The organism is uncultured Neptuniibacter sp., assembly GCF_947498015.1.
Taxonomy (GTDB): domain Bacteria; phylum Pseudomonadota; class Gammaproteobacteria; order Pseudomonadales; family Balneatricaceae; genus Neptuniibacter.
In genome coordinates, this window is record NZ_CANMIR010000015.1 from 1 (window position 1) to 26,014 (window position 26,014).

The following is a 26,014-nucleotide window of genomic DNA, read 5'->3' on the forward strand; positions in this document are numbered from 1 at the left end:
CCGGATAGCTCAGTCGGTAGAGCAGGGGATTGAAAATCCCCGTGTCGGTGGTTCGATTCCGCCTCCGGGCACCACTTATTTTTAAGGCTTGTACATCTTTTTGCAGGCCTTTTTTGTCTCTGGAACAGCTCAAATTAGCCCGGATAGCTCAGTCGGTAGAGCAGGGGATTGAAAATCCCCGTGTCGGTGGTTCGATTCCGCCTCCGGGCACCACTTCCTTACTCGCTTCCCGCGATTTTGACTCTCCTTGTGATTCTTAGCTCTGGTCCCTATCTGGTCGGATTGGTGTCTAACGACAGGAAATTCTGTCTATCAGTTTGCAATTCAGCAATGAGATTTTGCTGATACCCTTTTCGAGATTACTTCATCAAATTGAAGATGAGTCAGGACCGGAAATGAGCTTTCCAAACAGCTTGGTAGGTAATGCCCTGTACGTTCCGGTCACTTTTCCGATCAGTCTTTCTGTAAACAATTTAGGGAACCTGCGAATAAGCCTTTTAGCATGAGATAATTCTCAACTCAGATTTGCCGAGGATTATCTATGGATTACCAACTTTCTTTTGCTGATAGTGAATTCACCAACAAGCGGCGTTAAACCAGTAAAGAAAAGCTTCTTGATCGAATGGATAAATTGATTCCATAGTCCCGCTTGGTTGCGGTTATAGAACCTTACTACCCTAAAGCAGGTAATGGTCGCCGCCCTTATCCTTTAGAAATAATGTTGCGTATCCACTGCATGCAGCATTGGTACAACATGAGCGACCCAGCCATGGAAGATGCACTTGCCGAAACAATCCCCATTAGACAGTTTTCGGGCTTGCCATCAGGTGGTGCAATTCCAGATCGAACCACGATTATGAACTTCAGGCATTTACTGGAACGTTATGATTTAGCTCGTCAGATATTTGAAGCCATTAACATTTGGCTGACGGATGCAGGGATAATCGTCAAGGAAGGAACGTTACTGGATGCTACCATCATTGAAACTCCGAGTTCGACCAAGAACAAAACAGGCAAGCGTGCCCCTGAGATACACCAGACTAAAAAGGGTAATCAATGGCATTTTGGCATGAAAGCCCATATTGGGGTTGATGCAAAAACAGGACTGACGCACAGCTTCACAACGACAGCAACCAATGAGCATGATCTCAATCAGGCTGAGTACCTTCTTCACGGCAAGGAAGACTTTATTTTCGCAGACAGTGGCTATCGAGGCGCAGAAAGTCGTAAAGAGTTTGAAGGAGTTGGAGTCGATTGGCACATTGCTGAAATTCCAAGCAAGGTTCAGTTAAAAGCAGAGTATCTTAAAGCCAGTATTCGGGCTAAGGTTGAGCACCCATTCTGGATCATAAAATGTCAGTTCGGTTTTACCAAGGCCCGTTATCGTGGCTTGGTGAAGAACGATAGCAAGCTGGCCATGCTATTCGCTTTAGCGAATGTTGTACGCGTGGATCAGATGCTGCGGGCGTAGGTTAAATCCGCCTACATGTTGAGAAATCGGCATGCAGGCGGTAATAAATGACCAGTAATCGTGTGATTACGCCGCAAATGCCGTTTTATTGAGAGAATGAGCTAGAAAACAGGACTTAATCGCATGTTCCCTAGATGAACAGATCGGGCGTTTTATTAACTCACCTCACTTAGTTTAAATTGTCTTAAGAAAGCCTTAAGAAAATCGGTCTAATTTCTAAGCCATACCCGAGAGGAGATGGCTTATGAACCCACAGCTTTGTATTGAACCGCGTACTGGAGCAGAACGCTCAGAGGTCGTCCTGATCTCCTCGGCTGCGAACCGCAAACATATTGAACGTTTTGCCTGGCGCTGCTTTAACACCACCTACGGTGCTGATCTGAAAGATTTTCTGCCGCAGATGCTGGCGCTAATTGATAACCAGCAGCGGATTAGCGCTAGTGCCGGTTACCAATCAGCAGCCTCTGCTCGACTCTATCTGGAACAGTACCTGCCACAACCCATAGAACATCTGATTCAACAACAGCGGGGACTGACTGTCACCCCTGAGCGGGGTCAAATTCTGGAAGTGGGGAATCTGGCTTCGATATCCCCGGGGGCGACACGTCGGCTGATTCTGAGTCTAGCGCACTACTTCCAGCAGCAGGGCTTCAAGTGGCTGGTGATAACCGCTACACCCCAGGTGCGACGCAGCTTTGAAAAGCTTAACCTTGGCTTGAATCTTTATCCTCTGGCGGCTGCTAACGCTTCGGCATTGAGTCAGCAGACAACTAATTGGGGACGTTATTACGACCAGCAACCACAGGTGTATGCGGGAGATATTGATTCCGGTATTCAGGTGCTGCGTGCTTCGCCTTTGTTCACACGCATTATCGAACGTATTCCAATGCCAGTAGATGACCAGCATCTACAGATTAAGGGGTGAGGTGGGCAATGAGCCGATTGCTGCAAACCATAAATGCGTACGCTTCCACTCAGCCGGATAAGATTGCACTGCAAAGTTCTGAACAGCAACTGAGCTATGCCCAGTTGCAGAAACGGATTGACGAACATGCTGCCTATTTGCTGGAAAACGGCTGTAAACGTCTAGCTATCTGGCAGGAGAACCGTATCAGTTGGGTACTTTGGCAGTTGGCCGCACTGCAGCAACAGATTGTAGTGATCCCGATTGCGACCTTCTTCAGTTCAGCACAGGTGGAAAACCTGATTGAGACAACCGCTCCTGATCTAATCATCTGCGACTGTGATCAGCCACAACTGGCAACACTCTACAAAACCGAAAGTAATCCGCAGGGAGAGGAGTATTGCTATAGCCGCATCGAGCCTTATCCATTGGTTGCAGATGCGTTTAATAATATCGCGTTAGTGACGTTTACCTCCGGCTCTACCGGTGCGCCTAAGGGAGTGAAGATCAGTCATACTCTGATCGATGAGGTTTGTTTCTCCCTGTGCTCTGTTATGCAACCACTGGCAATCTCCCAGCATCACTGTCTGCTTCCCCTGGCGGTGATGCTGGAGAACATTGCCGGTGTGTTTCTGCCTTTGTGTGCGGGGGAAACAGTGGTATTGGCAACGGCTGCCGAGACGGGCTTAACGGGCTCTTCCGGTATCGATCATCAGCGGTTTATCCACTATCTGATTCAGGCTAACCCCCAAAGCCTGATTCTGACGCCCGAGCTGCTCAAGCTCCTGATGCTGGCCCGACAGCAGGGAGCTCCCCTGACGCAGTTGAAGTTTATTGCTGTGGGTGGCGCTAAGGTTTCAACACAGCTTATCGAGCAGGCTCATTCCCTTGGCCTGCCGGTTTACGAAGGTTACGGCCTGAGTGAATGTGGCTCCGTTGTCAGCCTTAACTTGCCCGGCGCGGCACAACCGGGGAGTGTGGGTAAACCGCTGCCCCATGCTGGGGTAACCATTTCGGAACAGGGTGAAATTCTGATCCGTGGACCACAGATGCAGGGTTATCTGCAACAGGCATCCTCTCAGAATGCCTATTACGCCAGCGGCGATCTTGGTTATCTGGATAGTGATGGTTTCCTGTATATCACCGGGCGAAAGAAAAATGTCCAGATCAACAGCTTTGGTCGCAACATCAGCCCCGAGTGGATCGAGTCAGAGATCAATGCCCTGCCTGCGGTTGTCCGCACCGTGATTCTGGTTGATGAGCTGCCTGCGCTGGTGGCGCTGTTGCAACCCCTGCCCCAAAGCACTGCAGAGCAGGTGATAGAACAACTGGAACGGCTGAATAGCCAGTTGCCTGACTATGCCCGAATTCAGTACTGGATTGAGATTACCCCGGAAGCTATCGCTAAGGCGGATCTGCTAACCGGGAATGGGCGCTTACGGCGACAGGCCTGTTATCGCTATTTTTCGACCCAGATTGCCGATTACTTCACACATTTAGAACAACCTACACAGCAGGTGTCCCATGTTTTTTAATACGCTCGTACAGGAAACCGCCGCCGCTCAGCAGGCGCTGTTTAATCGTCCGGTGATTCAAAAAACCCTGGCGGGTGAGATCACCCTCAGTCGTTATCAGGCATTTCTGACGCAGGCCTATCACCATGTTAAACATACCGTGCCGCTACTGATGGCCTGCGGTTCCCGCCTGCCAGAACGCCATTATGCGCTGCAGGTTGCGGTGGCTGAGTATATTGAGGAGGAGATCGGTCATGATCAGTGGATTCTTAACGATCTCCAGACCACCGGCGTTGATCCGGACATCGTTCGTTACGGTACACCGGCTATGGCAACAGATCTGATGGTGGCTTATGCCTATCATCAGATCGACCGTGGTAATCCACTGGCCTTTTTTGGCATGGTGCACGTACTGGAAGGCACCAGCATCGCCCTGGCAACGGAAACCGCCGGTCTGGTGAAAGGCTCGCTAGGTCTGCCGGATAACGCATTCAGTTACCTGACCTCCCACGGCTCACTGGATCTGGAGCATGTGAAGTTCTTTGAAAACCTGATGAACACCCTCGACAACCCGGATGACCAGCAGGTGATCATCCATGCGGCGAATGTTTTTTACCGCTTATATGGCGATGTACTTTCCGCCGTAGAGGAGGCCGCATGAGTAATGCCTACCTGATAATCGGTGCGACCGGCGGTATTGGGCAAGCGGTCTGTCGGGCGCTAGCTGAAAGCGGTGCCCGGCTTGTGCTGTGTGGCCGCAATGAGGCACGTATGATGCCGCTACAGGTGCAGCTGGGCGATGACAATCAACTGCTAGTGGCGGACATCAACAGTGCTGAGGGGCGCAGCCGCATTCTCGACACCCTGCGTGAAGAGGGGATCGATAAGGTGATCAATCTTGCCGGGGTTAACCAGTTCACAACCTTTGCTAAGCAGAGCGATGCTGAGATAGAAGCCCTGATACAGACCAATCTCACCGCGGTGCTCTGTCTTAACCGTTTATTGGTGGCGCATTTTTTACAGCAAGGGCATGGCCTGATTGTAAATACCGGCTCCGCCCTGGGGCAGATCGGCCTGCCTGGGTATGCCACTTACAGTGCGACTAAATTTGCCGTGCGTGGTTTCTGCGAGGCGCTTTCCCGTGAATTAGCGGATAGCGCGGTAGCGGTTAAGTATTTCTCTCCCCGTGCCACTGCTACTGCAATCAACTCTGATGCAGTAAACGCGATGAACAGTGAACTGGGCAATAAAACCGATTCCCCAGAGCGGGTTGCCAGCGAGCTACTGGCATTCCTGCAGAAATCCGCCAGCAGTTATCAGGTGGGATGGCCAGAAAAACTCTTTACTCGACTGAACGGCGCTTTTCCGGGGCTGGTGTCACGGCAGTTAAAACAGCAGCTACCGGTGATCAATAAATATCTTAAAAGCGAGGTAAGCTAATGAAAACTAAGTGGGTAGCAATTGTTGCGTTACTGGCGAGCAGTATGGTGTTTGCGGCACCGCAGGATGAAGCGCGGCTGGCACTGCAACATAGCTGGGCGCAGATTAAATATGAGGCACCGACAGATCAGCGCGAAAAGCTGTTTGAGGGATTGGTGGCCGAATCGGAAAAAATCATGCAGCAGTTTCCGCAGCAGGCCGAGATTCTGATCTGGCGGGCGATCATTCTCAGCACCTATGCCGGCGAGAAAGGCGGTCTGGGGGCATTGGGATTGGTGAAAGAGGCGAAATTACTACTGGAACAATCGATTGAGCTGGACCCGACTGCACTGGATGGCTCCGCCTATACCAGCCTTGGCAGCCTCTATTATCAGGTGCCGGGTTGGCCGATCGGCTTTGGCAGCGACAAAAAAGCCCGTACCTATCTGCAGAAAGCGCTTAAAATAAACCCGGATGGTATTGATAGTAACTTTTTTTACGGCGACTTCCTGATCGAACAGAACGACAAGGCGCAGGCAAAAACGGTGTTACAGCACGCGTTGGAAGCGAAGAATCGTCCGGGTCGTGAGTTAGCGGATAAAGGTCGTCGGGCTGAGATAGAGACATTACTGAGCACGCTCTGATGAAAACATTGCTGGTTGAGGATGATCCCCTGCTTGGGCAGGGGATACAGGATGCCCTGAGCTACAACGGCTACCGGGTTGAGTGGGTGCAAAACGGGCGGCAGGCGTTAAGCTTTGCTGAGTCCGCCGAGTTTGACGTTATGGTCCTTGATCTGGGGCTGCCTGATCTGGATGGTCTGGCGGTGCTGAAACAGCTGCGCACCCAGCAGTTTGATACACCGATCCTGATCCTCACCGCACGGGACTCAACCGAAGAGAAGGTTGCTGGTTTGGATCTGGGGGCCGATGACTACATGGTTAAACCCTTTGATCTGCCGGAACTGATGGCGCGGCTACGGGCGCTGCAGCGGCGTGAAAGTCAGCAGCGCGCGCCCACGCTGCGGCACGCGGACATTGAGATCAATCCAGCCAACCATACGGTGCTGCAGGGCAATACGCCGGTGGCGCTGTCACGACATGAATTTAATCTGTTGCACTATCTGATGGCGCGGCCCGAACAGGTATTCAGCCGTCAGGCCCTGGCCGACAAACTCTACAGCTGGGATCAGGATGTTGGCAGCAACACGGTGGAGGTGTATATCCATCACCTGCGTAAAAAACTCGGTAAAGATATAGTACAGACGGTGCGCGGCATCGGTTACAAGCTTGGAGGCGCACCCGATTGAGATCAATACGCACATTCCTCATTCTCTCTCTGATCAGCAGCATCGGGATTGTTATTCTGCTGGCTATTGTGATCAGTTATCAGCGTGTTACCCATGAAACCGAAGAGCTCTATGACGCTGAAATCGCGCAGATTTCGCGGGTATTGGAGGCGGTACTCTCGATTGAGCTGGAGTTTTCCGGCGGCACCATTCCGGAGATTATCCCGGCGGAGCAGACCCTGATTCTGCCGCCGGAGATTCACGCTGAGGGTGAGTACGACAGCAGTGGTCACAAGTATGAGAAGAAACTCGCGTTTCAGGTCTGGAACCGTAAAGGCGTACCGCTGCTGGGCAGTGATGCCAGTGGTTCGGTGATGACCTTTACCGCTGAGGAGGGCTTCCTTACCGAAAACATCAATCAGCAGGCCTGGCGCACCTTTACCTTGTACAGCGAAAAGCTGGCGATCTGGATCAAGGTGGGGCAACTGGTTGAGATCCGCGATGAGGTAACGGAAGAGGTAGCCACTGTTTACAGCACCGTACCTCTGATCATGCTGCCTATCATCATTATCCTGATCACACTGATTGTCCGCCGTGGGCTCGCGCCGTTGGAATCGATCAGCAGAGAGATCTCCGCACGTAGTACCGAAAACCTAACCCCGCTAAAAATGAGTTCGATCCCTGCAGAGCTGAGACAGGTGGTGGATTCAGTAAACCATCTGCTGATCTCACTGGATAGGGCGCTGGAACGACAGAAGCGCTTTACCAGTAATGCTGCCCATGAACTTCGTACACCGTTGGCGGCGATTAAGGTGCACGCCCAGAATATCTACCCGGAAGATGAGCGCCTGAAACGGGTGCAAAGCCATATTATTCAGGGGATCGATAAGCTGACCAATCTGTTTAACCAACTGATTACCCTGAGCCGGACTGAAACCAACCATTATGCCAGCCAGCAGAGTGAGGTGGCGTGGGAGGGTCTGGTTGCCTCGCTTAAAGACAATGCGTTAAATCAGATGCTCAGCACTAAAGCGATTCAACTGCATGTAGATTTCTCTGCGGCTCCGGTGGTACGTTCCAACCCCGATGCGCTAGCGATCATTCTCCGGAATCTAATGGACAATGCACTGAAATATACACCGGAGGGGGGGCAGGTCTGGGTACGATCTTTACAGTCTGAAACCGATGTTGTGCTTGAACTGGAGGATAACGGACCGGGTCTTTCAGACAACCAGCGGCAACTTGCTTTTGAACGATTTTACCGTGCATCCAATCAAACAATAGAGGGTTGTGGGTTGGGCTTGTCGATTGTTTATCAGCTTTGTGAACAGTTTGGTTATCAGGTGCAGCTGGCTGCAGCTAAGCCGGACGGAACGGGATTGAAGGTTACAATTGGCGGGCTTCAGCGTGCGCTGTAGTGGATCAGGGTTTTGGCGCAGATATGCTGTTGCAGCTGATTGAAACTATCAAACCGGGCTGACGCACAGCTTCACAATAACCGCTGCGAATGAGCATGATCTCAATCAGGCGGAGCACCCTCTTCACGGAGAATTGTTAAATAGTTTAATGCACGGGTTGATTTAAAGGTTTGATCTGAATATGCCTAATGACTTCATAGCGTTGTGATCTAAACAGCATGCGGCCTTGTAGTGAGGACTAAGGAACCTGCGATTAAGTCCCGTCTTTTAGGTAGTTGAACTGTCTGATGGTTTTCGGCTATTTTTAGACGTTTTTACCCCGTTCTGGAATGCCTAGTATGCTGTGTTTACAGCATATAGACGGACTGACCCTAAGCCCTCATCATCTGATCCACCCGAACCCTATTAGCCAGAGCTAAAAGCATAGCTAATTTACTATCATTCTTCTTCAGCCCTCGATACCGAGCTTTAGTAAATCCAAACTGGCATTTAATTATCCTGAACGGGTGCTCTACTTTTGCCCTGATGCTGGCTTTCATATACTCAATGCTTATCGGTACTTTATTGATACGAGGATGGCGTTTTAATGCGCTAACTTTGCTGGGGCGTTCGGCGATATACCAATCAGCCTCAACGTCTTACAGCTCTGACCTCTTATCTGCACCTCGATAACCCGCATCGGCAAATATAAAGTGTTCTTCACCATGCAACAGTCTGCTGGCTTGGTTTAGGTCATGCTCATTGGCAGAAGTGGTTGTAAAGCTACGTGTCAGACCTGTTCTTGCATCAACCCCTATGTGAGCTTTCAAGCCAAAATGCCACTGATTCCCTTTCTTGGTTTGGTGCATCACTGGATCACGCTCACCTGCTTTGTTCTTGGTGGAACTTGGGGCTTCGATAATAGTGGCGTCCATCAACGTACCCTCCTTAACGATGATCCCAGCCTCCGTCAGCCAAGCGTTAACGTCTTCAAAAGTATGACGGGCTAAATCATGACGCTCCAGCAGATGCCTAAAATTCATGATGGTTGTGTGGTCAGGTATGGACTTATTTAACGATAGTCCTGTGAAAAGCCTCATCGAGGCTATTTCATACAAAGCATCTTCCATGGCTGGATCGCTCAAGCTATACCACTGCTGAATGCAATGAATACGGAGCATTGTGGGTAAAGGATAAGGTCTACGACCGTTACCTGTTTTTGGATAGTGGGGTTCAATGATAGCTTCAAGACATTTCCATGGAATCAGCTTATCCATCCTGCCTAGAAACTTCTCTTTACGTGTCTGGCGGCGTTTGTGCTGATACTCACTAGCGGCAAAGGATAACTGCTGTTCCATGTTCGATCTCTTCAGGTTTTGATTAGCCTGAATTATCTCATGTGGAAGGACTTAATCGCATCTTCCTTAGCGCATGATCATTCTGAGCCTAGATAAGATTGCTATAAAACCTATCCAACAAAGCCAATCATTAAAGTTTCGTCTCTTGCTCACCAGAGTTCATAGCTTCAGTATCACACGGCTCTAGCTGCTCAATAGATCTGAGCACGATGCTGATCTCGGTAAGGGTTTGTTCAAATCGCTCCGCAATCATCGTCTGATCATCTCTCTGACAGGCAACTTCCAGCTGAATCGCTGCATTGACTATCTGCTCCATGCCTAAATTACCGGCAGCTCCTTTTAGGGAGTGAGCTTCACGACGGGCAGAGTCGATATCATCACTCAACGCCTGAGTGAATACTTCACGGAAAGCGCAATACTTATCCCGGAACAGCAGTAACAGCTTGCGATAAAGCGTTTCATCATGGCCGATCAGTTCAAGGCCTTTAACAATATTGATACCCTTAAGCGCCCTCAAGCTCTGAGCCTCGCCTGTAGAAGGTGTGATATCCGTTTCTGGACCTTCCAACGCTTTCTCTTTACCGTACAGCTCAGGGGTTACCCATTTAGCAATCGATGAGATCAGATCATCAAATATCACCGGTTTTGCAACATGGTCATCCATCCCTGATGCCAGCGCTTTATCAATATCGCTCTGCGTCACATTGGCTGTCAGGGCGATAATCGGCAGATCCTCTAACCCCTCAATCTCTCTGATCTCACGAGTTGCGGTATAGCCATCCATAACCGGCATCTGACAATCCATCAAAACGGCATCTGCCTGGTTTTCCTGCAACCAGCTAACCGCTTCGGCACCATTCCAAACACTCTCCACTAAGATCCCGTGCATGGTAAGCATCGCCACAATCAGCTCCTGGTTGATCTCATTATCTTCTACAAGCAGCAAAGTCCTGCCCCGAAGCACTGTCAGAGCGTTGTTGGTAGAATCATCTACAGCCTCATCAGCTACATCCACCTCATCAGATGAAACCTCTAAAGGCAGTGTAAAGGTAAAGTTACTTCCAACCCCCTCTCTGCTCTCCAGCGTGATCTCCCCCGCCATCATCTCAACCAACCGTTTACAGATCACAAGCCCCAAACCACTCCCTCCGAAGCGTCGGGTCGTGGTGCTATCAGCTTGATTGAAGGGAACAAAAAGCTTTTCCTGCTGCGTTTTAGAGATGCCGATCCCTTCATCTCTCACACTGATGCTCAATTCAGCAATAGCCCTCTGCCTCTTTTTTAAATCGACAGAGATTAAAACCTCTCCCCCCTGCGGTGAGAACTTAATCGCATTACTCACCAAATTATCCAAAATCTGTCCAATTCTGAGTGAATCACCGCGTAGAACCTGTGGCACTTTTTCTGAGAACATAATCGCCAAACGCACCCCATTTTTATCCGCATCAGGCTGCATCAGATCACGAGTACTCTCCAGAACTTCAGACAAGTGAAAAGTGGTCTGCTCGATATCTAACTTATTGGATTCAATTTTGGAGAAATCGAGAATATCGTTGAGAATACGCAGTAGCTTCTCTGCAGACAGCTTGGCTTTGCAAATATAGCGCTTCTTCTGCTCATCGGAATCAGCCTGCTCCGCCAGATTGATCATCCCAACCACACCATTCATCGGTGTACGTATCTCATGGCTCATATTGGCAAGGAATTCACTCTTGATTCTTGTAGCAACTTCAGCATCTTGGCGGGCCTGATTAAGCTGCTCATAGAGCTCCTGCAGCTGATCCATCATCATATTAAAGTCTGCACCCATCTGCTGGATCTCATCCAGCGTCTCACCTCTGTTCATTTGAGATCTGGGATACCTCACATTGAGATCGCCAGCTGCAACCTGACCTAACAACTCCACCTGTTTATTCACACCATCAAAAACACGACGTTTCAGGAAATAGAAAAAGAAGACCGCGACGAAAAGGATCACCAGATTGGTCGTTAATTCACTCACAATCAGCCGCCATGTTGATTGGCTGTACTCCCTATAATCCATCCCCACCAGCAGGCTAAGCTTGGTACCGCCGACACCCTCGATATCTTTCTGATGGACCCGATACTCCTTCTGGCCCGAAATAATTGCCTGTTCCCCTTTCCACTCCCAGGGGTGTCTTAAACTGGAAAAGACAGACCTCTCACCTTCAACGGTTAAAATAATCTCTGCGTTGCCAGACAGGTGCTCTGCAAATTTATCTCTGCCATTCAGCACCTTGAACAGTATCACCCGACCAGCTTCCTCTCCGGTAAAGTCTTCAAGTGCAACACTGGTAAAATAGCTAACAACACTGGAATCTGAAAAACGGGCGATCTCACCGATGCTATTCTCAAGCAACATAAACTGCACTTGTTCGCTAAAGGGCTCGGCCATCATCGTCGTCATCAACGATGCTGGAAGCTCACGCTTTGAGACATTATGACTACCCGCAATCAGCTTTCCGTCAGAGATCAGAAGGATCAGGTCAATCTCATAGAAGCCTGCAAGATCGTCAAAAACATAACTAAGAGCATCGAAATTTTCATTGTAGATAAGCTCAACAAGCTGGCTTTGATCGACTTTAATATTGGGGGTAGCGGCTTTAAAGCGCAGCATATCATCCTGCAACATGCTATAAGCCATCTCGGCTTCACCCTGGAGGTGTTGATCAAACCGCTGAGATTCATGCAGTTGAAGCCTGTGGATAGACCACAGACCTGAGGCGAAGATAATGATGATGAAAATAGCCGCCATCACAACAATCCGGCGGTAGAGCTTCATCTGATTCAGCATAAGCAGGTACGCACAACCCTTACTTTATAAATTCAGGTTCATCGTTTTCAGAAAGTACAGGATAACCCTCTGCGACCCACCTTTTTGTCCCCCCCAAAAGCACACCATCCACTGAAACACCTTTACTGATCAGGTATTTGGCTGCATGAACAGACTGCCGCATAAGCCTATCGACAATAAACAACGGTTTATCCTGTGGCAGTTTCTGTAAACTTTTATCAAGCTCCAACAGAGGAATCATGATATCGGTGCCTGCGATAATTCCCGCCTTTTCTGCACTCTGTCGCCACCATTTTGGGCGCACATCCAACACGATATAGTCATCCAGGTTCATCGTCTGCAACTGCTGGGGGTTAATTTTTTTAACTTTAATCCCAACCATATCTTTATCGACATTCATCTCATAGCGAAACTTGCGCCACTCCAGAATCCCCCCGCGAAACCAGTGAACATTCTGATAGCCCATTGTCACCGCCTTTTTGGAGGCTCGCTGGCTGTATGGACAGGCGGTACCATTACAGTAAAAGATCACTGGCGCGGTTTTATCCACAGGTAGCAGAGAACTCTTTTCCAACTGATCAACTGGAATGTTGATGGAGCCAGGAATGTGCTGCATCTGAAATTCGATACGGCTCAGCACATGAACAAGCGGAGTGTTCTCCTGCTCAACCATTTTTTTTACTACGGGAGCCGCTACGACCTCGACCCCTTCAGGAATCTCAAAAGCCTTTACAAGCGGCGCAGCCAAAATAAACAAACTGTAAAGAAAGATGTTGGCTAATCTTTTGGTCATAGTTATTTCCCCGTACTACAGTAAAAGTAACTCAATCATTGGAACAATCGCTAAAACCCTAGAATGACGTAAACTACAATCTAGCACCGAAAAGAACATTAACCAATTTAATCACTTAGGGGATACAGTTATTTGTATATCCCAGCTATCCACTTGCTTTTTATACAATTAAATTCCATATTCCAGATACTGTCTGAGTAGTTTTGGCAATCGAGTAGCAGATACTCACCACACCAGACGCAGATATCTTTTGAGGTCGTTATGCACATTCGTACTCTTCTGTTTAAACCTCTATTCCTTTTTTCATTTCTATTTGCGTTCGCACCTCTGGCTCAAGCGGAAATCAGTGCATCTGATAAGATCGCTCTCAAACGAACTGTGGTTGATTACATTGCACTACATACCGAAGCGGATAGATATCACTTTACTGACCCCAACACGCTGGAAGTGAAACAGTTACAGTTTCTCGCCATGCATCCTGTCCTGTTTGAAAAGGGTGACGGATCGTTTGCACTCTGTGCTGACTTTGCGACCGATAAAAATGATAAGTTCCTGGTGGATTACCATGTTACCCGTGTCAATAATCAGTATGTGGTCTCAGCTGCAGTTGAAGGAAAACGATCATTATTGATGTCGATTGCTGATAAATTTTCTCTTGAATAATGACTAAAAAAAAACGCTATAAGGGTATCCTTCTCCCGCTACTGATAGGGTTTCAGCTCTTTTCATTAGTGGGTATCTGCGTATCCGGCTACATAGCTTATGAATACTCCTCTGATATTGAAGAGAACCTTTTCATAAACCTGTTTGTCAGAGAAGATAGCAACCTCCGTGACTGGCATGTTGCAGTTCACTCATCGACTCCACCAGCTCAACAGCCATACTCCCGACTCTCACAACAACCCAATGCCCTGAGCAGAATAGACTTGGCTTCTGGGATCTACAGCCGCCTATTAATTGTGAGTGAAAATGATAAGCGCTATCTCGTTGGTAGAGGCTACACACAAGCTTCCGCAAACAGTGTCGCTGATAGATACCAACGCAGTCGATCAAACAGCTCGATTAAAGAGACTTTAAGCCAAGATTTCTTAATCTATGATGTTCCTGTTAAAACAGGAAAATTAACCGTTTTTCTCCCACGCGCTCCGATCAGCCATCTGGGGGATTTTGTGCTAAATCGGCACTGGCCTATCATCATATTGATTGCTATCACCTCGATTCTCGCGGCGCTCTTTATGTATCTTTTCCTCAAGGCTCGCTATAGCGAGGTTGAATCAGAACAGAAAAGGTTTGAAGCTTTCGCCGGTGTTGCATCAGATTGGTTTTGGGAGATCGATTCAGAGTATTGCTACAGCTACCTTTCCGAGCGATTTACCGCCGTGACCGGGACGCCTGTTACCGATCTTCTTGGCAGCGCATATACGCAAGCGATACCGTCTGGAGTTGAACCTGCTGATTGGCAAACACATTTGGAACAACTCAAAGCAAAAAACCCATTTACTCAACTGGTTTTCTCCAAAAACCTGGATGATCAGGTTCACTGGTTCTCAATCAGTGGTGAACCTGCTTATGATCCTCAAGGGCAGTTTCAGGGCTACCGCGGAATAGGCAAAGAGATTACTCAAACGATTCAATATCAACAGCAGATTATCCAAGAACGAGATAAAGCCGAAGCCGCCAACAAGGTTAAAAGCCGCTTTTTAGCCACAATGAGCCATGAGATCAGAACACCGATGAATGGCATCATCGGTATGGCCAAACTGTTGGATGGTACAGCACTCAACCCGGATCAGCAGCGAAAGGTCTCCACGATTATCAACTCATCTAAGTCCCTGATGGTTATCCTTAACGATATCTTAGATATATCAAAGCTGGAATCAGGCCGCTTAGTTCTGGAGGAGAAACCATTTAACCTCCGAGAGATGATCTCTGACTTGATTAGGTTGTTTCGCCAGGCTGTGGATGAAAAAGAGTTAAAGCTTATCGTTCAGATCGCACCGGATCTGGAGCAATATATCTCCACTGACGAGGTTCGCCTACGTCAGGTTCTGATCAATTTGATCAGTAATGCGATTAAATTTACCAACGATGGTCATATCCAGATCAGCCTCAAAAAAATCACCACAGAGAATCACCAAACCGGTATCTGTTTTGAAGTTGAAGACAGCGGAATAGGGATCTCCCAGAACGCACAACAGAACATCTTTAAAAGCTTTACTCAGGCTGACTCATCGATCACACGACAGTTTGGGGGGACCGGGCTCGGACTGGCTATCACAAAACTGATTGTCGACCTGATGCAGGGGAGACTGGGATTTGAAAGTACTTTTGGGGTCGGCAGTCGATTCTGGTTTGAGGTTCCAGTTACTATTCCCAATACGGCTGAAATTGATCATCAGAATAAACAGGTTGTGCAGGACGATGCTAGCAGCTCCAGCTCTCCTCAAACCCTCTCCATTCTGATCGTAGAAGACAACCTCATCAATCAGGAAGTTGTATTAAGTCTGTTGAAACGGATCGGGTATGACGCGGATCTGGCAGAGAACGGGTTAGAAGCCGTAGAAAAGGTACAGCACACCCGCTATGACCTGATCTATATGGATATGCAGATGCCTAAGATGGATGGTCTGGAAGCCACCCGAGTCATCAGAAAACTTCCTCCCCCTATTGGCGAAACGCCAATTATCGCCCTGACTGCCAATATCCTGCCTGAAGATCAGCAGCGTTGCCGTGAAGCGGGTATGCAGGACTTTATCGGCAAACCGATCGATCCAAACGAGTTACAACGTACACTCACCCAGTGGCAGGGAAAAGCGATACAACAGACGGTCAGTGAGCCATAGCAACACCCGTATTTCAGCTATGGGTCCTCTCAAAATACTTACAGATTCACACAACAACCGCTTGACCTAAATCACTCCCCCCTATCATTTACTTTAGCTTTGCCCATTTTACAGACTCGTTGAACTACGCTGTAAGTGCAGTGCAATAGGGCAGTTCAAACACTGCTCGCGCTTTGTGCAATTTTCTTCATGGAAAACACAGGTATACCGATGGACAAGCCCGCTCTCGCAGATGATATTCTGATTCTTCTTGAAGGCCAGACTAACGCCAGTCAGGATGAGGTTATTCAAATCCTGGAACAAAAGTTTCACACCTTAGCCAATGCATCACCTGTGCTATTTTGGATGTCTGACACCAGTAAAGGGTGTAACTGGTTTAATCAGAACTGGCTGGATTTTCGGGGTCGCTCTCTGGAAGAGGAGTATGGAAACCAATGGGCCCAGGGGGTCCACCCGGAGGATTTCCAACACTGCCTCGATATCTACACCAGCCATTTTGACCAACGTTTGCCCTTCTCAATGGAGTATCGCCTCCAACGCTATGATGGCGTGTATCGCTGGTTTATCGATCAGGGTCTGCCACGTTATGACCACCAGGATAACTTTATTGGCTATATCGGCTCTCTGCTGGATATCACTGAGTTAAAAGAGCGAGATCAGGAGCTCCGACTGGCTGCCAGTGTCTTTGAGCACTCGCAGGAGGGGATCATGATCACAGATAGGTCCGGGGTCATCGTGAAGATAAATCAGGCATTCACCAAGATCACAGGATTTGGTGAAGAGGTCATAGGCAAAAGGCCCAACGTACTTAAGTCAGAGCGTCACAGTCCCTCTTTCTACAACGCGATGTGGGAGCAGCTGCTCAGTGAACAGTTTTGGAGGGGGGAGGTTTGGAACCGCAGAGCGAACGGTGAGATCTACCCAGAATCGCTCTCGATCAGCGCAGTCTGTGATGACCAGGGCAATGTGCAAAACTATGTCGGCCTGTTCTCAGATATCAGTCGCAGAAAAGCGCATGAGAATGAATTAGAACATAGGGCGAATCATGATCACCTTACCAGTCTGCCCAACAGAAGCCTGCTACAGGATCGCCTGATGCAAGCGATAATCCACGCCCGTCGAAGCAAGCTTCCACTCATCGTTGCATGTATTGACCTTGATGGTTTTAAGGAGATCAATGACAACCTGGGTCATCACTATGGCGACCGGGTATTGATTCATATTGCTGAAAGCATGAAAGCATTTTTCCGCAATGAGGATACGATTGCCCGCTATGGTGGTGATGAGTTTATTCTGGTCATGCCTGATTCTGGCCCGATCTCCGAGAATCTTCCACGAATAGAACGGCTTCTGATAAAACTAGCTGAGCCTTTTATTATCGAGGGTTGCCACCTGAAAGTCTCAGCCAGCATCGGCCTGACCTCTTATCCACAGGCTCATCACGTTGATGCCAAAGAACTGATTCGTCAGGCAGACACTGCGATGTATCGAGCCAAAAAAGCGGGCCGTAATCGCTACCATATCTTCCAATCACAAGAGTGAGTTGATCCCCCCATATCATTTTCACAGGGGGAGGACTCTCCCCTTGTGAAGAGTCTCTTCCAGGCTCACAGAAGGTCGACCTCTCTAATCTCAGGTAAACATAGACTAATTACCTGTCAGACAGCGCTAAAGTACTGTTCTTCCGATGCATCAGCCTTACCTAATATAGAGGGATAATAAAGATAAGATAAGCTGATAATATGCGATCTACCCTCTCCCTGCGCACCCTCTGGATGCTAACCACAACTCTTCTGACCGTGCTCTTTTCCTTATCGATTCATGCTGCGGTGATGGATAAAACTGCGATGGAAGACGCTTTCCCTTCTCCATACATTGTTGGAGACAGGGACCCAGAGCTACCCATATGGCCACTGTATAAACAGGATGCAACTGAGACCCCACTGATCGGTTACGCCTTCGAGTCTATCGACCTGGCAGCGGTACCCGGCTTTGCCGGTATCCCCTTTAACCTACTGATCGCCATTGACCCTGATGGTCAGTTCATTGATGTGCGCGTTCTTTCCCATCATGAACCAGTCTTTCTGGAGGGTTTGGGTGAGAGGCCACTAATCAACTTCGCAAAACAGTACCCCGGCATCTCGCTGATGCAGAATATAAAGATCGATGCGAACCCAACAGCCGCCGCAAAAGCCAACTCCGCCAACGCCTATATTGATGGGGTTACCAAAGCCACTGCATCTATCCGTATTTTCAATCAATCAGTGTTGGCTTCAGCACTCCACGTAGCACGAGAGAAACTGGGGTACGCCAAAGGGCGCGATCCTGACCTGATTGCACGCTTAGATACTCAGCAGTTCACCGCGATGAGTTGGGATGAGCTGATCGAGGAGGGACTAATCACCCGCTATCAATTTACCAATACTCAGGTTGAGGAGCTGTTCAGGGACACCATCGGTGAGGGGCAGGATGAAGAGGCCCTCGCAGCACCTGAAGATCGCTTTATCGAGTTATATGTTGCCAACCTGACCGTCCCAAGCGTAGGAAAAAACCTTCTGATGCCTGAAGCCTGGCGCTACCTGATGGACAATATCGCTACCCATGATCAGGTTCTCCTGATTCTGGGTGATGGTCGCTACTCGTTCACTGGGGATAACTTTGTGCGCGGTAAAGTCCCTGAACGGCTAAGTCTGCAACAGGCAGAACTCCCCATAGAGATGCGAGATTTCGATCTGAGTGACCGCCTCGACCTGTTTGAGCTGGAGTATCAACTCAAACTCCCGGAAAGCTTACAGGATCATGAATGGAAAGCGTTTCATGTGATCGCACAGGCGGGGTTGGATCCCGCTTATCCAGCTGAATTTAAACTGCATATTGAACGCCAGAAAGGGTGGCTCTATCCTGAAACCGTCACCCGAGACCTACTCTTTGAAAGTACACTACCAGATAGCTATTTCATCGCGTCAGAGGGTGATAACAAAACCTGGCATAGCCTTTGGGCGGGTCGTAGTAGTGACATAGCGATATTACTCACAGCTCTGTTTGTTCTGACCATCGTGCTGATCCGCTACCCACTGTTAACTCAAGGTGGTCAGGCACTACGTTGGTTCAGACCTCTCTATCTGCTATTCACACTGATATTCATCGGTTGGTATGCACAGGGCCAGCTCTCAATCGTTAATATCACAGGAATCTTACAAGCCCAGATCGCTGGGCGTAGTCTTGAATTCTTCCTCTATGACCCGATGACAGTCATCCTCTGGGCGTATATCGGAATCACATTCTTTATCTGGGGCCGAGGAACCTTCTGTGGTTGGCTCTGCCCATTTGGCGCACTACAGGAGTTGGTCGGCAAGCTGCTCTCTTTTCTCAAGCTCCCCCAGATCAAAGTATCCACAACACTGGATTCCCAGCTTAAATGGGTCAAATACCTTGTACTTGCAGCGATTCTGGTGACTGCGGTGATCTCCGTGCCTCTCACGGGAAGCGTTGTTGAGATAGAACCCTTCAAAACCAGTATTACACTGTTATTTGATCGTTCATGGCCGTTTGTCTTATGGGCCACCGCTCTTCTGGGGCTCAGCCTGTTTGTTTATAAGGGTTACTGCCGCTATATCTGCCCTCTCGGTGCAGGTCTGGCACTGTTTGGTAAGCTGAGAATATTTAACTGGCTACCACGGCGTACAGAGTGCGGAAATCCCTGCCAGCTCTGTAATAAACGTTGTGAATATCAGGCGATTGAACCCTCAGGAAAGATCGATTACAACGAGTGCTTCCAGTGTCTGGACTGTGTCGTCATCTATGACAGTGAAGAGCTCTGCGTCCCCAGAATTGTTGAAAAACGCCAGGGGCGAAAGCTAAAAACTCGCAGTCCCGACCCATCGATTATCGCTACCGACTAATCCAGTTTTTAACCTCCCCTATTTTTTGACAACTGCCCTTATCCCGAGGGCAGTTGTCGTTTTCTATACCTGAATATCAGCCTGAAACCGACAGAACACTATCCCATTTAGGAAATTCGTCAATTTGAGACACTAGATCCCAATATAGAAAATATTTGACTTTAGAAAAATGCAGTATTATGGTTCCTATAGTTCCACTTTTGATATATCGAGACATAGAGTCTCATAAAATAACTAATTGGCTCAGCACTGTTCATTGATTACAGGCGGCTACAAAAGAGGATTAATAGTGAACATGTCTAAAAATAATTCCCGTTCCACATTGATAAAAATGGCTACCATTGGTGCTCTATTAGCATCAACAAGCACTGTCACTCTGGCTGGCGACAGTGAAAGCATTCGCTGGAAAGTACAGTCGGTTTTTGGCACCCATCTACCCGCACTGGGTGATCCGATCGCTCAGATTGCAACTCAGATCAAAGAAGCTAGTAACGGCAGCGTGCAGTTCAAAGTTTATGAGCCAGGAAAGATCGTTCCGCCCTTTGCGATTACTGAGGCGGTAAAGAACAATCAGATTCCAGCTGGCCTGGCACTGCTGGGGTATGATCAGGGCAAGATTCCCGCTTCCGGTTTATTCAGTAACGTACCTTTCGGTATGGAACCTTGGGAATATGCAGCCTGGTGGTATGACGGTGAAGGTAAAACACTGGCTGAAGCCCTCTACGCAAAACATAATATCCAACCGGTACTCTGCGGTGTCATCGGCCCTGAAACAGCCGGCTGGTTCCGTAAGGAGATCACATCAATTGATGACTTTAAGGGGCTGAAAATCCGCTTTGCCGGACTTGGCGGCCAGGTTCTACAAAAAGCCGGGGCCTCTGTAACGTCGATGCCAGGTGGTGAGATATTCCCTGCACTTGAAAAAGGTGCAATCGATGCAACGGAGTTTTCGATGCCAGCAATCGACCAGCTACTGGGCTTCGACAAAGTTGCTAAAAACAACTATTTCCCTGGTTGGCACCAAACATTTACTGCAAATCACTTAGTGATCAACAAACAGGTCTGGAACAAACTGAGTGCTTCAAACAAGGCGATGATCGAGATGGCCTGTACTGCAGGAACACTCAGAGCACTGACACGTGGTGAGTCTCTTCAGGGGGCCGTGGTTAACGGCTTCGAAGATAAAGGCGTAACCGCACGTAAGCTGGATCCAGCCCTACTCGCTCAATTGAAAGGTCTAACCGACGAGGTAATGGCCGAGCAATCTGCTAAAGATGCTGACTTCAAACGCGTTTATGAATCCCAGCAGGCATTCATGAAAGAGTATAAATCCTGGAAGCGACTCGCTTACCTACCCAGAGATTTTTAAGCCTTTCTCATTTCATTCAGCCTTTTTATTAACCATCACACCGGCTCTCGTAGCGCGCCGGTGTGAACTCTGACGAGTTGCCGAAACGACCGGTACTTAAGGAGGAGCTATGCAGCAAAGCAATCAAACCCCGGATGTCCAGATAGATCATGTCGATCTGGACAGTCTGACCCACCATACCGAATTGCCTGAGACACGCTTGTCTGTATGGCTGGATTCGTTGCTATGCAAAATTGGTCAGGCTATCTCATGGACATGGATCGTTTTAATGTCGGTCATCATTCTTAATGTTTTTATGCGCTACATCTTGGGTGAGGGCAGAATCGAATTTGAAGAGCTGCAATGGCACTTATATGCCACGGGCTGGTTAATCGGACTCTCCTACTGCTTTGTCGCAGATGACCATGTCAGAGTTGACCTGCTTCATCACCGCTTTTCATTACGCACTCAGGCCTGGGTCGAATTACTGGGCATTCTGTTTCTGCTCGTACCGTTCATCGGCATTGTGCTCTGGTATGCACTGCCTTTCATTGCCTATTCATGGCAGTTGGGTGAGATCTCCGGTGATCCGGGCGGGCTTCCCTATCGCTGGATGATCAAAGCGGTTCTCCTGTTCGGTTTCATGCTGCTGGCTCTGGCTACATTGTCACGCCTCAGCCGAGTCTGCGTTCTGCTGTTCCTGCCTCGTTCAATGACTAATACCGCACCAGCCACCGCTTAGGAGAGCATCATGGAAATTAATGAAATCCTCGCCATCACTATGTTCGCCAGTTTTATCGGCCTGCTGTTCAGCGGTTTCCCCGTAGCATGGGTGATGGGGGGTATCGCTATCATTTTTGCCATCATTTCGATGGCTGCAGACAGCTGGTTCGATGCCTTCATCGGTATCGACTGGAACTATGTATCCATAGCTGTACCACGTATGTGGGATGTCATGACCAACTGGGTATTGGTCGCTCTGCCGATGTTTGTCTTTATGGGGCTAATGCTGGATCGCTCTGGTGTCGCCGAAGATCTGATGGTCAACCTGGCACGTCTGTTTGGTCGTGTCCGTGGTGGCCTTGCCGTCACCGTAACTTTTGTGGGCCTGCTGCTTGCTGCCTCCACCGGTATTATTGGAGCCTCCGTTGTTCTGCTTGCAGTACTCGGGGTCCCGCTAATGATGCGTGAAGGCTATAGCAAAGAGCTAGCCTGCGGAACTGTATGCTCTACTGGTACCCTGGGTATCCTTATCCCCCCAAGTATCATGCTCGTCATGATGGGAGACCGTATTGGTCTCTCAGTGGGGGATCTTTTTCTCGGGGCTCTATTTCCAGGACTTCTGCTCGCGGCGCTCTATGTGACCTACATCATGTTGTATGGATTTATGCGCCCCCATGCAGCACCGGTTCCTAAAGATGCAGAAAAAGTTTCCATTCAGGTACTACTCAACGTCCTTAAAGCGGTACTGCCCACGGCTGGACTGATCATGGCGGTACTTGGATCAATTTTCTTTGGCATCGCGACACCCACAGAAGCATCCGGTGTTGGCGCTCTGGGTGCTACCCTACTCGCGATGAGCAAAGGCCGTCTATCGTTGCAGGTTCTCCGTGAAGTCGGCCAGGAAACGACTAAAACGACTGCATTTATTTTTGCATTACTCTTGGGCGCCACTGCGTTTTCTCTCGTTCTGAGAGGACTTGGCGGCGATGAGTTGATCGAAGGCACCTTAACTGGACTGCCATTCAGCCCCACCGGGATTGTCATCTGTATTCTGGTCGTCACATTCCTGCTTGGTTTCTTTCTCGACTGGATCGAACTGACACTGATCATTCTCCCTCTAGTTGCGCCGGTCGTTGCTAATCTGGGCTTTGATCTGGTCTGGTTTACCGTGCTATTCGCGGTTTGTCTGCAGACATCTTTTTTAACCCCCCCCGTTGGCTTTGCGCTTTTCTATCTCAAAGGGGTCGCCCCCCAAGGGATACAGCTCAGCAACATTTACCGAGGTGTCTTGCCGTTCATCCTGATTCAACTAATAGGACTGACCATCGTGTTCTATTGGCAGGGTATCGTCACCTGGCTGCCCGCTACGGCTTACGCTCCCTGACCATGAGCATCTGACTCATGGGCTTATTCAACTTTAACTCACTGCTCTCCCTTCTTATTGGGAAAATAGGAGCCGATATGTCTAATAAAATAATTCTGCCTCGCATCATGCAGGTTGGTGCAGGCGCTCGTCAGGAGATTCCAAATATTCTGACCAGCCTCAACTGCAAACGTCCGTTGATCATCACCGACAAAGTGATGGTGGATCTGGGTTACATCCATGATATCGAAACCCTGCTCTCCAACCATATGATCTACAGCGATGTGTTCGATGATACCGTTCCAGAGCCTACAATCAGCTCCATCATGGAGGGTGTCAACATGGTGCGTGAGGGCGAGTACGATTCGATCATCGCGATCGGTGGCGGCAGCCCAATCGACAGCGCCAAAGCGATATCAATTTTAGGCAAACACAGCGGTTCGATGCGGGACTATAAATTCCCGCGCATCGTTGATGAAGCTGGCTTGCCGATTATCGCTGTTCCGACAACTGCAGGTACCGGTTCAGAGGTCACAAAATTCACCATCATTACTGATGAAGAAAATGATGAGAAGATGCTCTGCCTTGGCTTAGGGTTCATGCCCGTTGCCGCTCTGGTCGATTATGAGCTGACTCTGAGTTTACCTCCGCGCATCACTGCAGATACGGGAATCGACGCATTGACCCATGCGATGGAGGGCTATGTAAGCCAAAAAGCCAATCCCTATAGCGATACACAGGTTCTCGCCGCAATGAGCCTGATCGGCCCTAACCTGAGACGGGCATATCACGATGGTCAGGACAAAGAGGCTCGTGAAGCGATGATGCTGGGCTCTACGCTGGCTGGGATCGGTTTCTCCAATGCATCAGTAGCATTGGTACACGGCATGAGCCGACCGATCGGTGCTTTCTTCCATGTTCCCCATGGATTATCCAATGCCATGCTGCTACCCAGTGTAACCGCCTTCTCAATTGAAGCCGCTCCCGAACGCTACGCCACATGCGCCCGCACGATGGGTGTCGCTGATCAGAACGACACTGATGATCAGGCAAATCAAAAACTTCTGGATGAACTGTACGCGCTCAATGATGAGCTAAAAGTCCCTACGTTGTCGCAATACGGCATCGATAAAACCCTCTACGACTCTTTGCTGGATGAGATGGCTACGCAAGCCCTTAATTCTGGTTCTCCGGGTAACAACCCACGTGTACCAAGCAAAGAAGAGATTGTCGAAATTTATAAAAACCTTTGGAAATAGGAGTCATATCTTATGAAAACAGTTAGTCATCTAATCAATAACCGAGCTACACCGGTCACCGAGAACGATCGCATTGCTCCTGTCTTCAACCCAGCGACCGGTCAGGTTAGCAAAAATGTTGCACTGGCCAGTAAAGATACTGTACAAGAGGCGATCGCTGCCGCCGAAGCCGCATACCCGGCATGGCGTAATACTCCGCCTCAGAAGCGCGCTGCGATTATGTTCCGTTTCAAAGAACTGTTGCAGCAAAATGCTGATCGTATAGCTGAAGTTGTGGGTGAAGAGCATGGCAAGATCTCCCATGATGCGATGGGCGAACTACAGCGTGGTATCGAGTGCGTGGAATACGCATGCTACGCACCCGAACTTCTGAAAGGCGAGCACTCCCGTAACGTGGGCCCTGGTATCGATAGCTGGAGTGAGTTTCAGGCGCTGGGTGTTGTCGCAGGTATCACGCCGTTTAACTTCCCTGCAATGGTACCACTTTGGATGTATCCGATGGCCATCGTTTGCGGCAACACTTTCGTGTTAAAGCCTTCTGAGCGTAATCCATCATCTGCAATGCTGGTTGCAGAACTACTGTATGAAGCGGGTCTGCCTGAAGGTGTTTTGAATGTAGTTAATGGCGATAAAGAAGCGGTTGATCTACTGCTGACGAATGAGAGCATCAAAGCGGTAAGCTTTGTCGGTTCAACACCCATTGCTGAATACATCTACACCACAGCTAACGCGAACGGTAAGCGCTGTCAGGCACTAGGCGGTGCAAAAAACCACTCCATCATCATGCCTGATGCTGATATGGATAACGCAGTTAACCAACTATTGGGCGCGGCATTTGGTTCTTCAGGTGAACGCTGCATGGCGCTGTCTGTTGCAGTTGCTGTCGGTGATAAAGCCGCCGACACACTGATTGAAAAAATGAGTGTTGCCATGCAGCCCCTGAAAGTCGGCGCATATACCAACAGCGATAATGACTTTGGTCCGGTGATCACCCGCGAACATCAGCAGAAGGTAGTTGGTTTCATCGATAGCGCAGAGAACGATGGTGCCAAAGTGGTCGTCGATGGCCGCAATCCACAGGTTGAAGGCTATGAAGACGGCTTCTTCGTTGGCGCAACCCTGATCGATAACGTCACAACAGATATGGAAAGTTATCAACAGGAGATCTTCGGTCCGGTTCTGCAGGTAGTGCGTGTCAACACCATGGAGGAAGCCATGCAGATGATCAACGATCACGAATACGGTAACGGTACCTGTATCTTTACCCGTGACGGTGAAGCCGCGCGTTACTTCTCCGATGCGATTCAGGTCGGCATGGTAGGTATCAATGTGCCGCTGCCTGTACCCGTGGCGTATCATAGCTTCGGTGGTTGGAAACGTTCTCTGTTCGGTGATCTGCACGCGTATGGTCCAGACTCCGTTCGTTTCTTTACTAAGCGTAAAACGATCACTCAGCGCTGGCCATCCAGCGGCGTACGTGAAGGTGTAGATTTCGCCTTTCCATCCTGATCTCAATCGCTCCGGGTCACTGACCCGGAGCATTCCGGCTTTGCTAACAAATCGGACTGTGACTAAATCCCAGTGCCGAGACCATCTCACCTTTCAACAGGAGCATGA

At 49.1% G+C, this 26,014-nt stretch carries 18 protein-coding genes, 1 tRNA gene and 2 pseudogenes; 18 read left to right on the forward strand and 3 right to left on the reverse strand.

The genetic code is table 11. The features are described from left to right. Positions 1–137: 137 nt before the first annotated feature. From Q0882_RS15100 to Q0882_RS15140, 9 genes and pseudogenes are all read left to right on the forward strand, one after another. Positions 138–213: transfer RNA gene (locus Q0882_RS15100), tRNA-Phe, on the forward strand. A 328-nt stretch (positions 214–541) separates the two neighbouring features. Further along, positions 542–1,471: pseudogene (locus Q0882_RS15105) on the forward strand (IS5 family transposase). A 244-nt stretch (positions 1,472–1,715) separates the two neighbouring features. Then, positions 1,716–2,396, forward strand: coding sequence for a thermostable hemolysin (locus tag Q0882_RS15110; protein ID WP_299183339.1), 681 nt, complete (start codon positions 1,716–1,718; stop codon positions 2,394–2,396). A gap of 8 nt (positions 2,397–2,404) precedes the next feature. Beyond that, the gene (locus Q0882_RS15115) at positions 2,405–3,910 is read left to right on the forward strand and encodes an AMP-binding protein (protein WP_299183342.1); all 1,506 of its coding nucleotides are present in this window, start codon (positions 2,405–2,407) and stop codon (positions 3,908–3,910) included. Next, a complete protein-coding gene (locus Q0882_RS15120) occupies positions 3,900–4,550 on the forward strand; it encodes an iron-containing redox enzyme family protein (protein WP_299183345.1) in 651 nt (216 codons plus the stop codon). Before Q0882_RS15115 ends, Q0882_RS15120 begins: the two co-directional genes overlap by 11 nt. Continuing rightward, the gene (locus tag Q0882_RS15125; protein WP_299183348.1) at positions 4,547–5,329 is read left to right on the forward strand and encodes an SDR family oxidoreductase; all 783 of its coding nucleotides are present in this window, start codon (positions 4,547–4,549) and stop codon (positions 5,327–5,329) included. Before Q0882_RS15120 ends, Q0882_RS15125 begins: the two co-directional genes overlap by 4 nt. Next, positions 5,329–5,952 carry a tetratricopeptide repeat protein gene (locus Q0882_RS15130; RefSeq protein ID WP_299183350.1) on the forward strand — a complete coding sequence of 208 codons (624 nt, stop codon included), beginning with the start codon at positions 5,329–5,331 and terminating at the stop codon, positions 5,950–5,952. Before Q0882_RS15125 ends, Q0882_RS15130 begins: the two co-directional genes overlap by 1 nt. Continuing rightward, positions 5,952–6,617 carry a response regulator transcription factor gene (locus Q0882_RS15135; RefSeq protein WP_299183353.1) on the forward strand — a complete coding sequence of 222 codons (666 nt, stop codon included), beginning with the start codon at positions 5,952–5,954 and terminating at the stop codon, positions 6,615–6,617. Before Q0882_RS15130 ends, Q0882_RS15135 begins: the two co-directional genes overlap by 1 nt. Beyond that, complete coding sequence (locus Q0882_RS15140; RefSeq protein WP_299183356.1) at positions 6,614–8,014, forward strand: ATP-binding protein; 1,401 nt, start codon at positions 6,614–6,616, stop codon at positions 8,012–8,014. The genes Q0882_RS15135 and Q0882_RS15140 overlap by 4 nt, the downstream gene beginning before the upstream one ends. 371 nt (positions 8,015–8,385) lie before the next feature. On the opposite strand, the pseudogene Q0882_RS15145 reads toward Q0882_RS15140, so the two are convergent. The 3 genes and pseudogenes from Q0882_RS15145 to Q0882_RS15155 form a co-directional block, all read right to left on the reverse strand. Beyond that, positions 8,386–9,351 (reverse strand): annotated as a pseudogene (locus Q0882_RS15145) (IS5 family transposase). 130 nt (positions 9,352–9,481) lie between these two features. Next, entirely contained in the window at positions 9,482–12,154 is a 2,673-nt protein-coding gene (locus Q0882_RS15150; RefSeq protein WP_299183358.1) for an ATP-binding protein, read from the reverse strand. 31 nt (positions 12,155–12,185) lie between these two features. Beyond that, on the reverse strand, positions 12,186–12,959 hold the full coding sequence (locus Q0882_RS15155; RefSeq protein WP_299183361.1) for a rhodanese-like domain-containing protein: 774 nt from the start codon (positions 12,957–12,959) through the stop codon (positions 12,186–12,188). 261 nt (positions 12,960–13,220) lie between these two features. Here Q0882_RS15155 and Q0882_RS15160 point away from each other — a divergent pair, with 261 nt between their 5' ends. The 9 genes from Q0882_RS15160 to Q0882_RS15200 all read left to right on the forward strand — a co-directional run bounded on the left by Q0882_RS15160 (position 13,221) and on the right by Q0882_RS15200 (position 25,906). Next, positions 13,221–13,622 (forward strand): hypothetical protein, encoded by a 402-nt coding sequence (locus Q0882_RS15160; protein ID WP_299183364.1) that lies wholly within the window; start codon positions 13,221–13,223, stop codon positions 13,620–13,622. Further along, entirely contained in the window at positions 13,622–15,802 is a 2,181-nt protein-coding gene (locus Q0882_RS15165; protein WP_299183367.1) for an ATP-binding protein, read from the forward strand. Before Q0882_RS15160 ends, Q0882_RS15165 begins: the two co-directional genes overlap by 1 nt. Positions 15,803–16,012: 210 nt before the next feature. Beyond that, positions 16,013–17,344 (forward strand): diguanylate cyclase, encoded by a 1,332-nt coding sequence (locus Q0882_RS15170; protein WP_299183370.1) that lies wholly within the window; start codon positions 16,013–16,015, stop codon positions 17,342–17,344. A gap of 200 nt (positions 17,345–17,544) precedes the next feature. Continuing rightward, positions 17,545–19,704, forward strand: a complete 2,160-nt coding sequence (locus tag Q0882_RS15175) for a 4Fe-4S binding protein (protein WP_299183373.1) — start codon at positions 17,545–17,547, stop codon at positions 19,702–19,704. Positions 19,705–19,999: 295 nt separating this feature from the next. Continuing rightward, complete coding sequence (locus Q0882_RS15180; RefSeq protein ID WP_299183376.1) at positions 20,000–21,073, forward strand: TRAP transporter substrate-binding protein; 1,074 nt, start codon at positions 20,000–20,002, stop codon at positions 21,071–21,073. 109 nt (positions 21,074–21,182) lie between these two features. Next, positions 21,183–21,794: a TRAP transporter small permease subunit gene (locus Q0882_RS15185; RefSeq protein WP_299183379.1), complete on the forward strand. Its 612-nt coding sequence runs from the start codon at positions 21,183–21,185 to the stop codon at positions 21,792–21,794. Positions 21,795–21,803: 9 nt separating this feature from the next. Then, entirely contained in the window at positions 21,804–23,159 is a 1,356-nt protein-coding gene (locus tag Q0882_RS15190; RefSeq protein ID WP_299183382.1) for a TRAP transporter large permease subunit, read from the forward strand. A gap of 77 nt (positions 23,160–23,236) precedes the next feature. Then, the gene (locus Q0882_RS15195; RefSeq protein WP_299183385.1) at positions 23,237–24,397 is read left to right on the forward strand and encodes an iron-containing alcohol dehydrogenase; all 1,161 of its coding nucleotides are present in this window, start codon (positions 23,237–23,239) and stop codon (positions 24,395–24,397) included. A 12-nt stretch (positions 24,398–24,409) separates the two neighbouring features. After that, entirely contained in the window at positions 24,410–25,906 is a 1,497-nt protein-coding gene (locus Q0882_RS15200) for a CoA-acylating methylmalonate-semialdehyde dehydrogenase (RefSeq protein WP_299183388.1), read from the forward strand. Positions 25,907–26,014: the final 108 nt, after the last annotated feature.

Bases quoted from the DNA above. Each gene is read 5' to 3' on its own strand.
- Q0882_RS15110 (WP_299183339.1), top strand. From the start codon at position 1,716: ATGAACCCACAGCTTTGTATTGAACCGCGTACTGGAGCAGAACGCTCA.
- Q0882_RS15115 (WP_299183342.1), top strand. From the start codon at position 2,405: ATGAGCCGATTGCTGCAAACCATAAATGCGTACGCTTCCACTCAGCCG.
- Q0882_RS15120 (WP_299183345.1), top strand. From the start codon at position 3,900: ATGTTTTTTAATACGCTCGTACAGGAAACCGCCGCCGCTCAGCAGGCG.
- Q0882_RS15125 (WP_299183348.1), top strand. From the start codon at position 4,547: ATGAGTAATGCCTACCTGATAATCGGTGCGACCGGCGGTATTGGGCAA.
- Q0882_RS15130 (WP_299183350.1), top strand. From the start codon at position 5,329: ATGAAAACTAAGTGGGTAGCAATTGTTGCGTTACTGGCGAGCAGTATG.
- Q0882_RS15135 (WP_299183353.1), top strand. From the start codon at position 5,952: ATGAAAACATTGCTGGTTGAGGATGATCCCCTGCTTGGGCAGGGGATA.
- Q0882_RS15150 (WP_299183358.1), bottom strand. From the start codon at position 12,154: ATGAAGCTCTACCGCCGGATTGTTGTGATGGCGGCTATTTTCATCATC.
- Q0882_RS15155 (WP_299183361.1), bottom strand. From the start codon at position 12,959: ATGACCAAAAGATTAGCCAACATCTTTCTTTACAGTTTGTTTATTTTG.
- Q0882_RS15160 (WP_299183364.1), top strand. From the start codon at position 13,221: ATGCACATTCGTACTCTTCTGTTTAAACCTCTATTCCTTTTTTCATTT.
- Q0882_RS15165 (WP_299183367.1), top strand. From the start codon at position 13,622: ATGACTAAAAAAAAACGCTATAAGGGTATCCTTCTCCCGCTACTGATA.
- Q0882_RS15170 (WP_299183370.1), top strand. From the start codon at position 16,013: ATGGACAAGCCCGCTCTCGCAGATGATATTCTGATTCTTCTTGAAGGC.
- Q0882_RS15175 (WP_299183373.1), top strand. From the start codon at position 17,545: ATGCGATCTACCCTCTCCCTGCGCACCCTCTGGATGCTAACCACAACT.
- Q0882_RS15180 (WP_299183376.1), top strand. From the start codon at position 20,000: ATGTCTAAAAATAATTCCCGTTCCACATTGATAAAAATGGCTACCATT.
- Q0882_RS15185 (WP_299183379.1), top strand. From the start codon at position 21,183: ATGCAGCAAAGCAATCAAACCCCGGATGTCCAGATAGATCATGTCGAT.
- Q0882_RS15190 (WP_299183382.1), top strand. From the start codon at position 21,804: ATGGAAATTAATGAAATCCTCGCCATCACTATGTTCGCCAGTTTTATC.
- Q0882_RS15195 (WP_299183385.1), top strand. From the start codon at position 23,237: ATGTCTAATAAAATAATTCTGCCTCGCATCATGCAGGTTGGTGCAGGC.
- Q0882_RS15200 (WP_299183388.1), top strand. From the start codon at position 24,410: ATGAAAACAGTTAGTCATCTAATCAATAACCGAGCTACACCGGTCACC.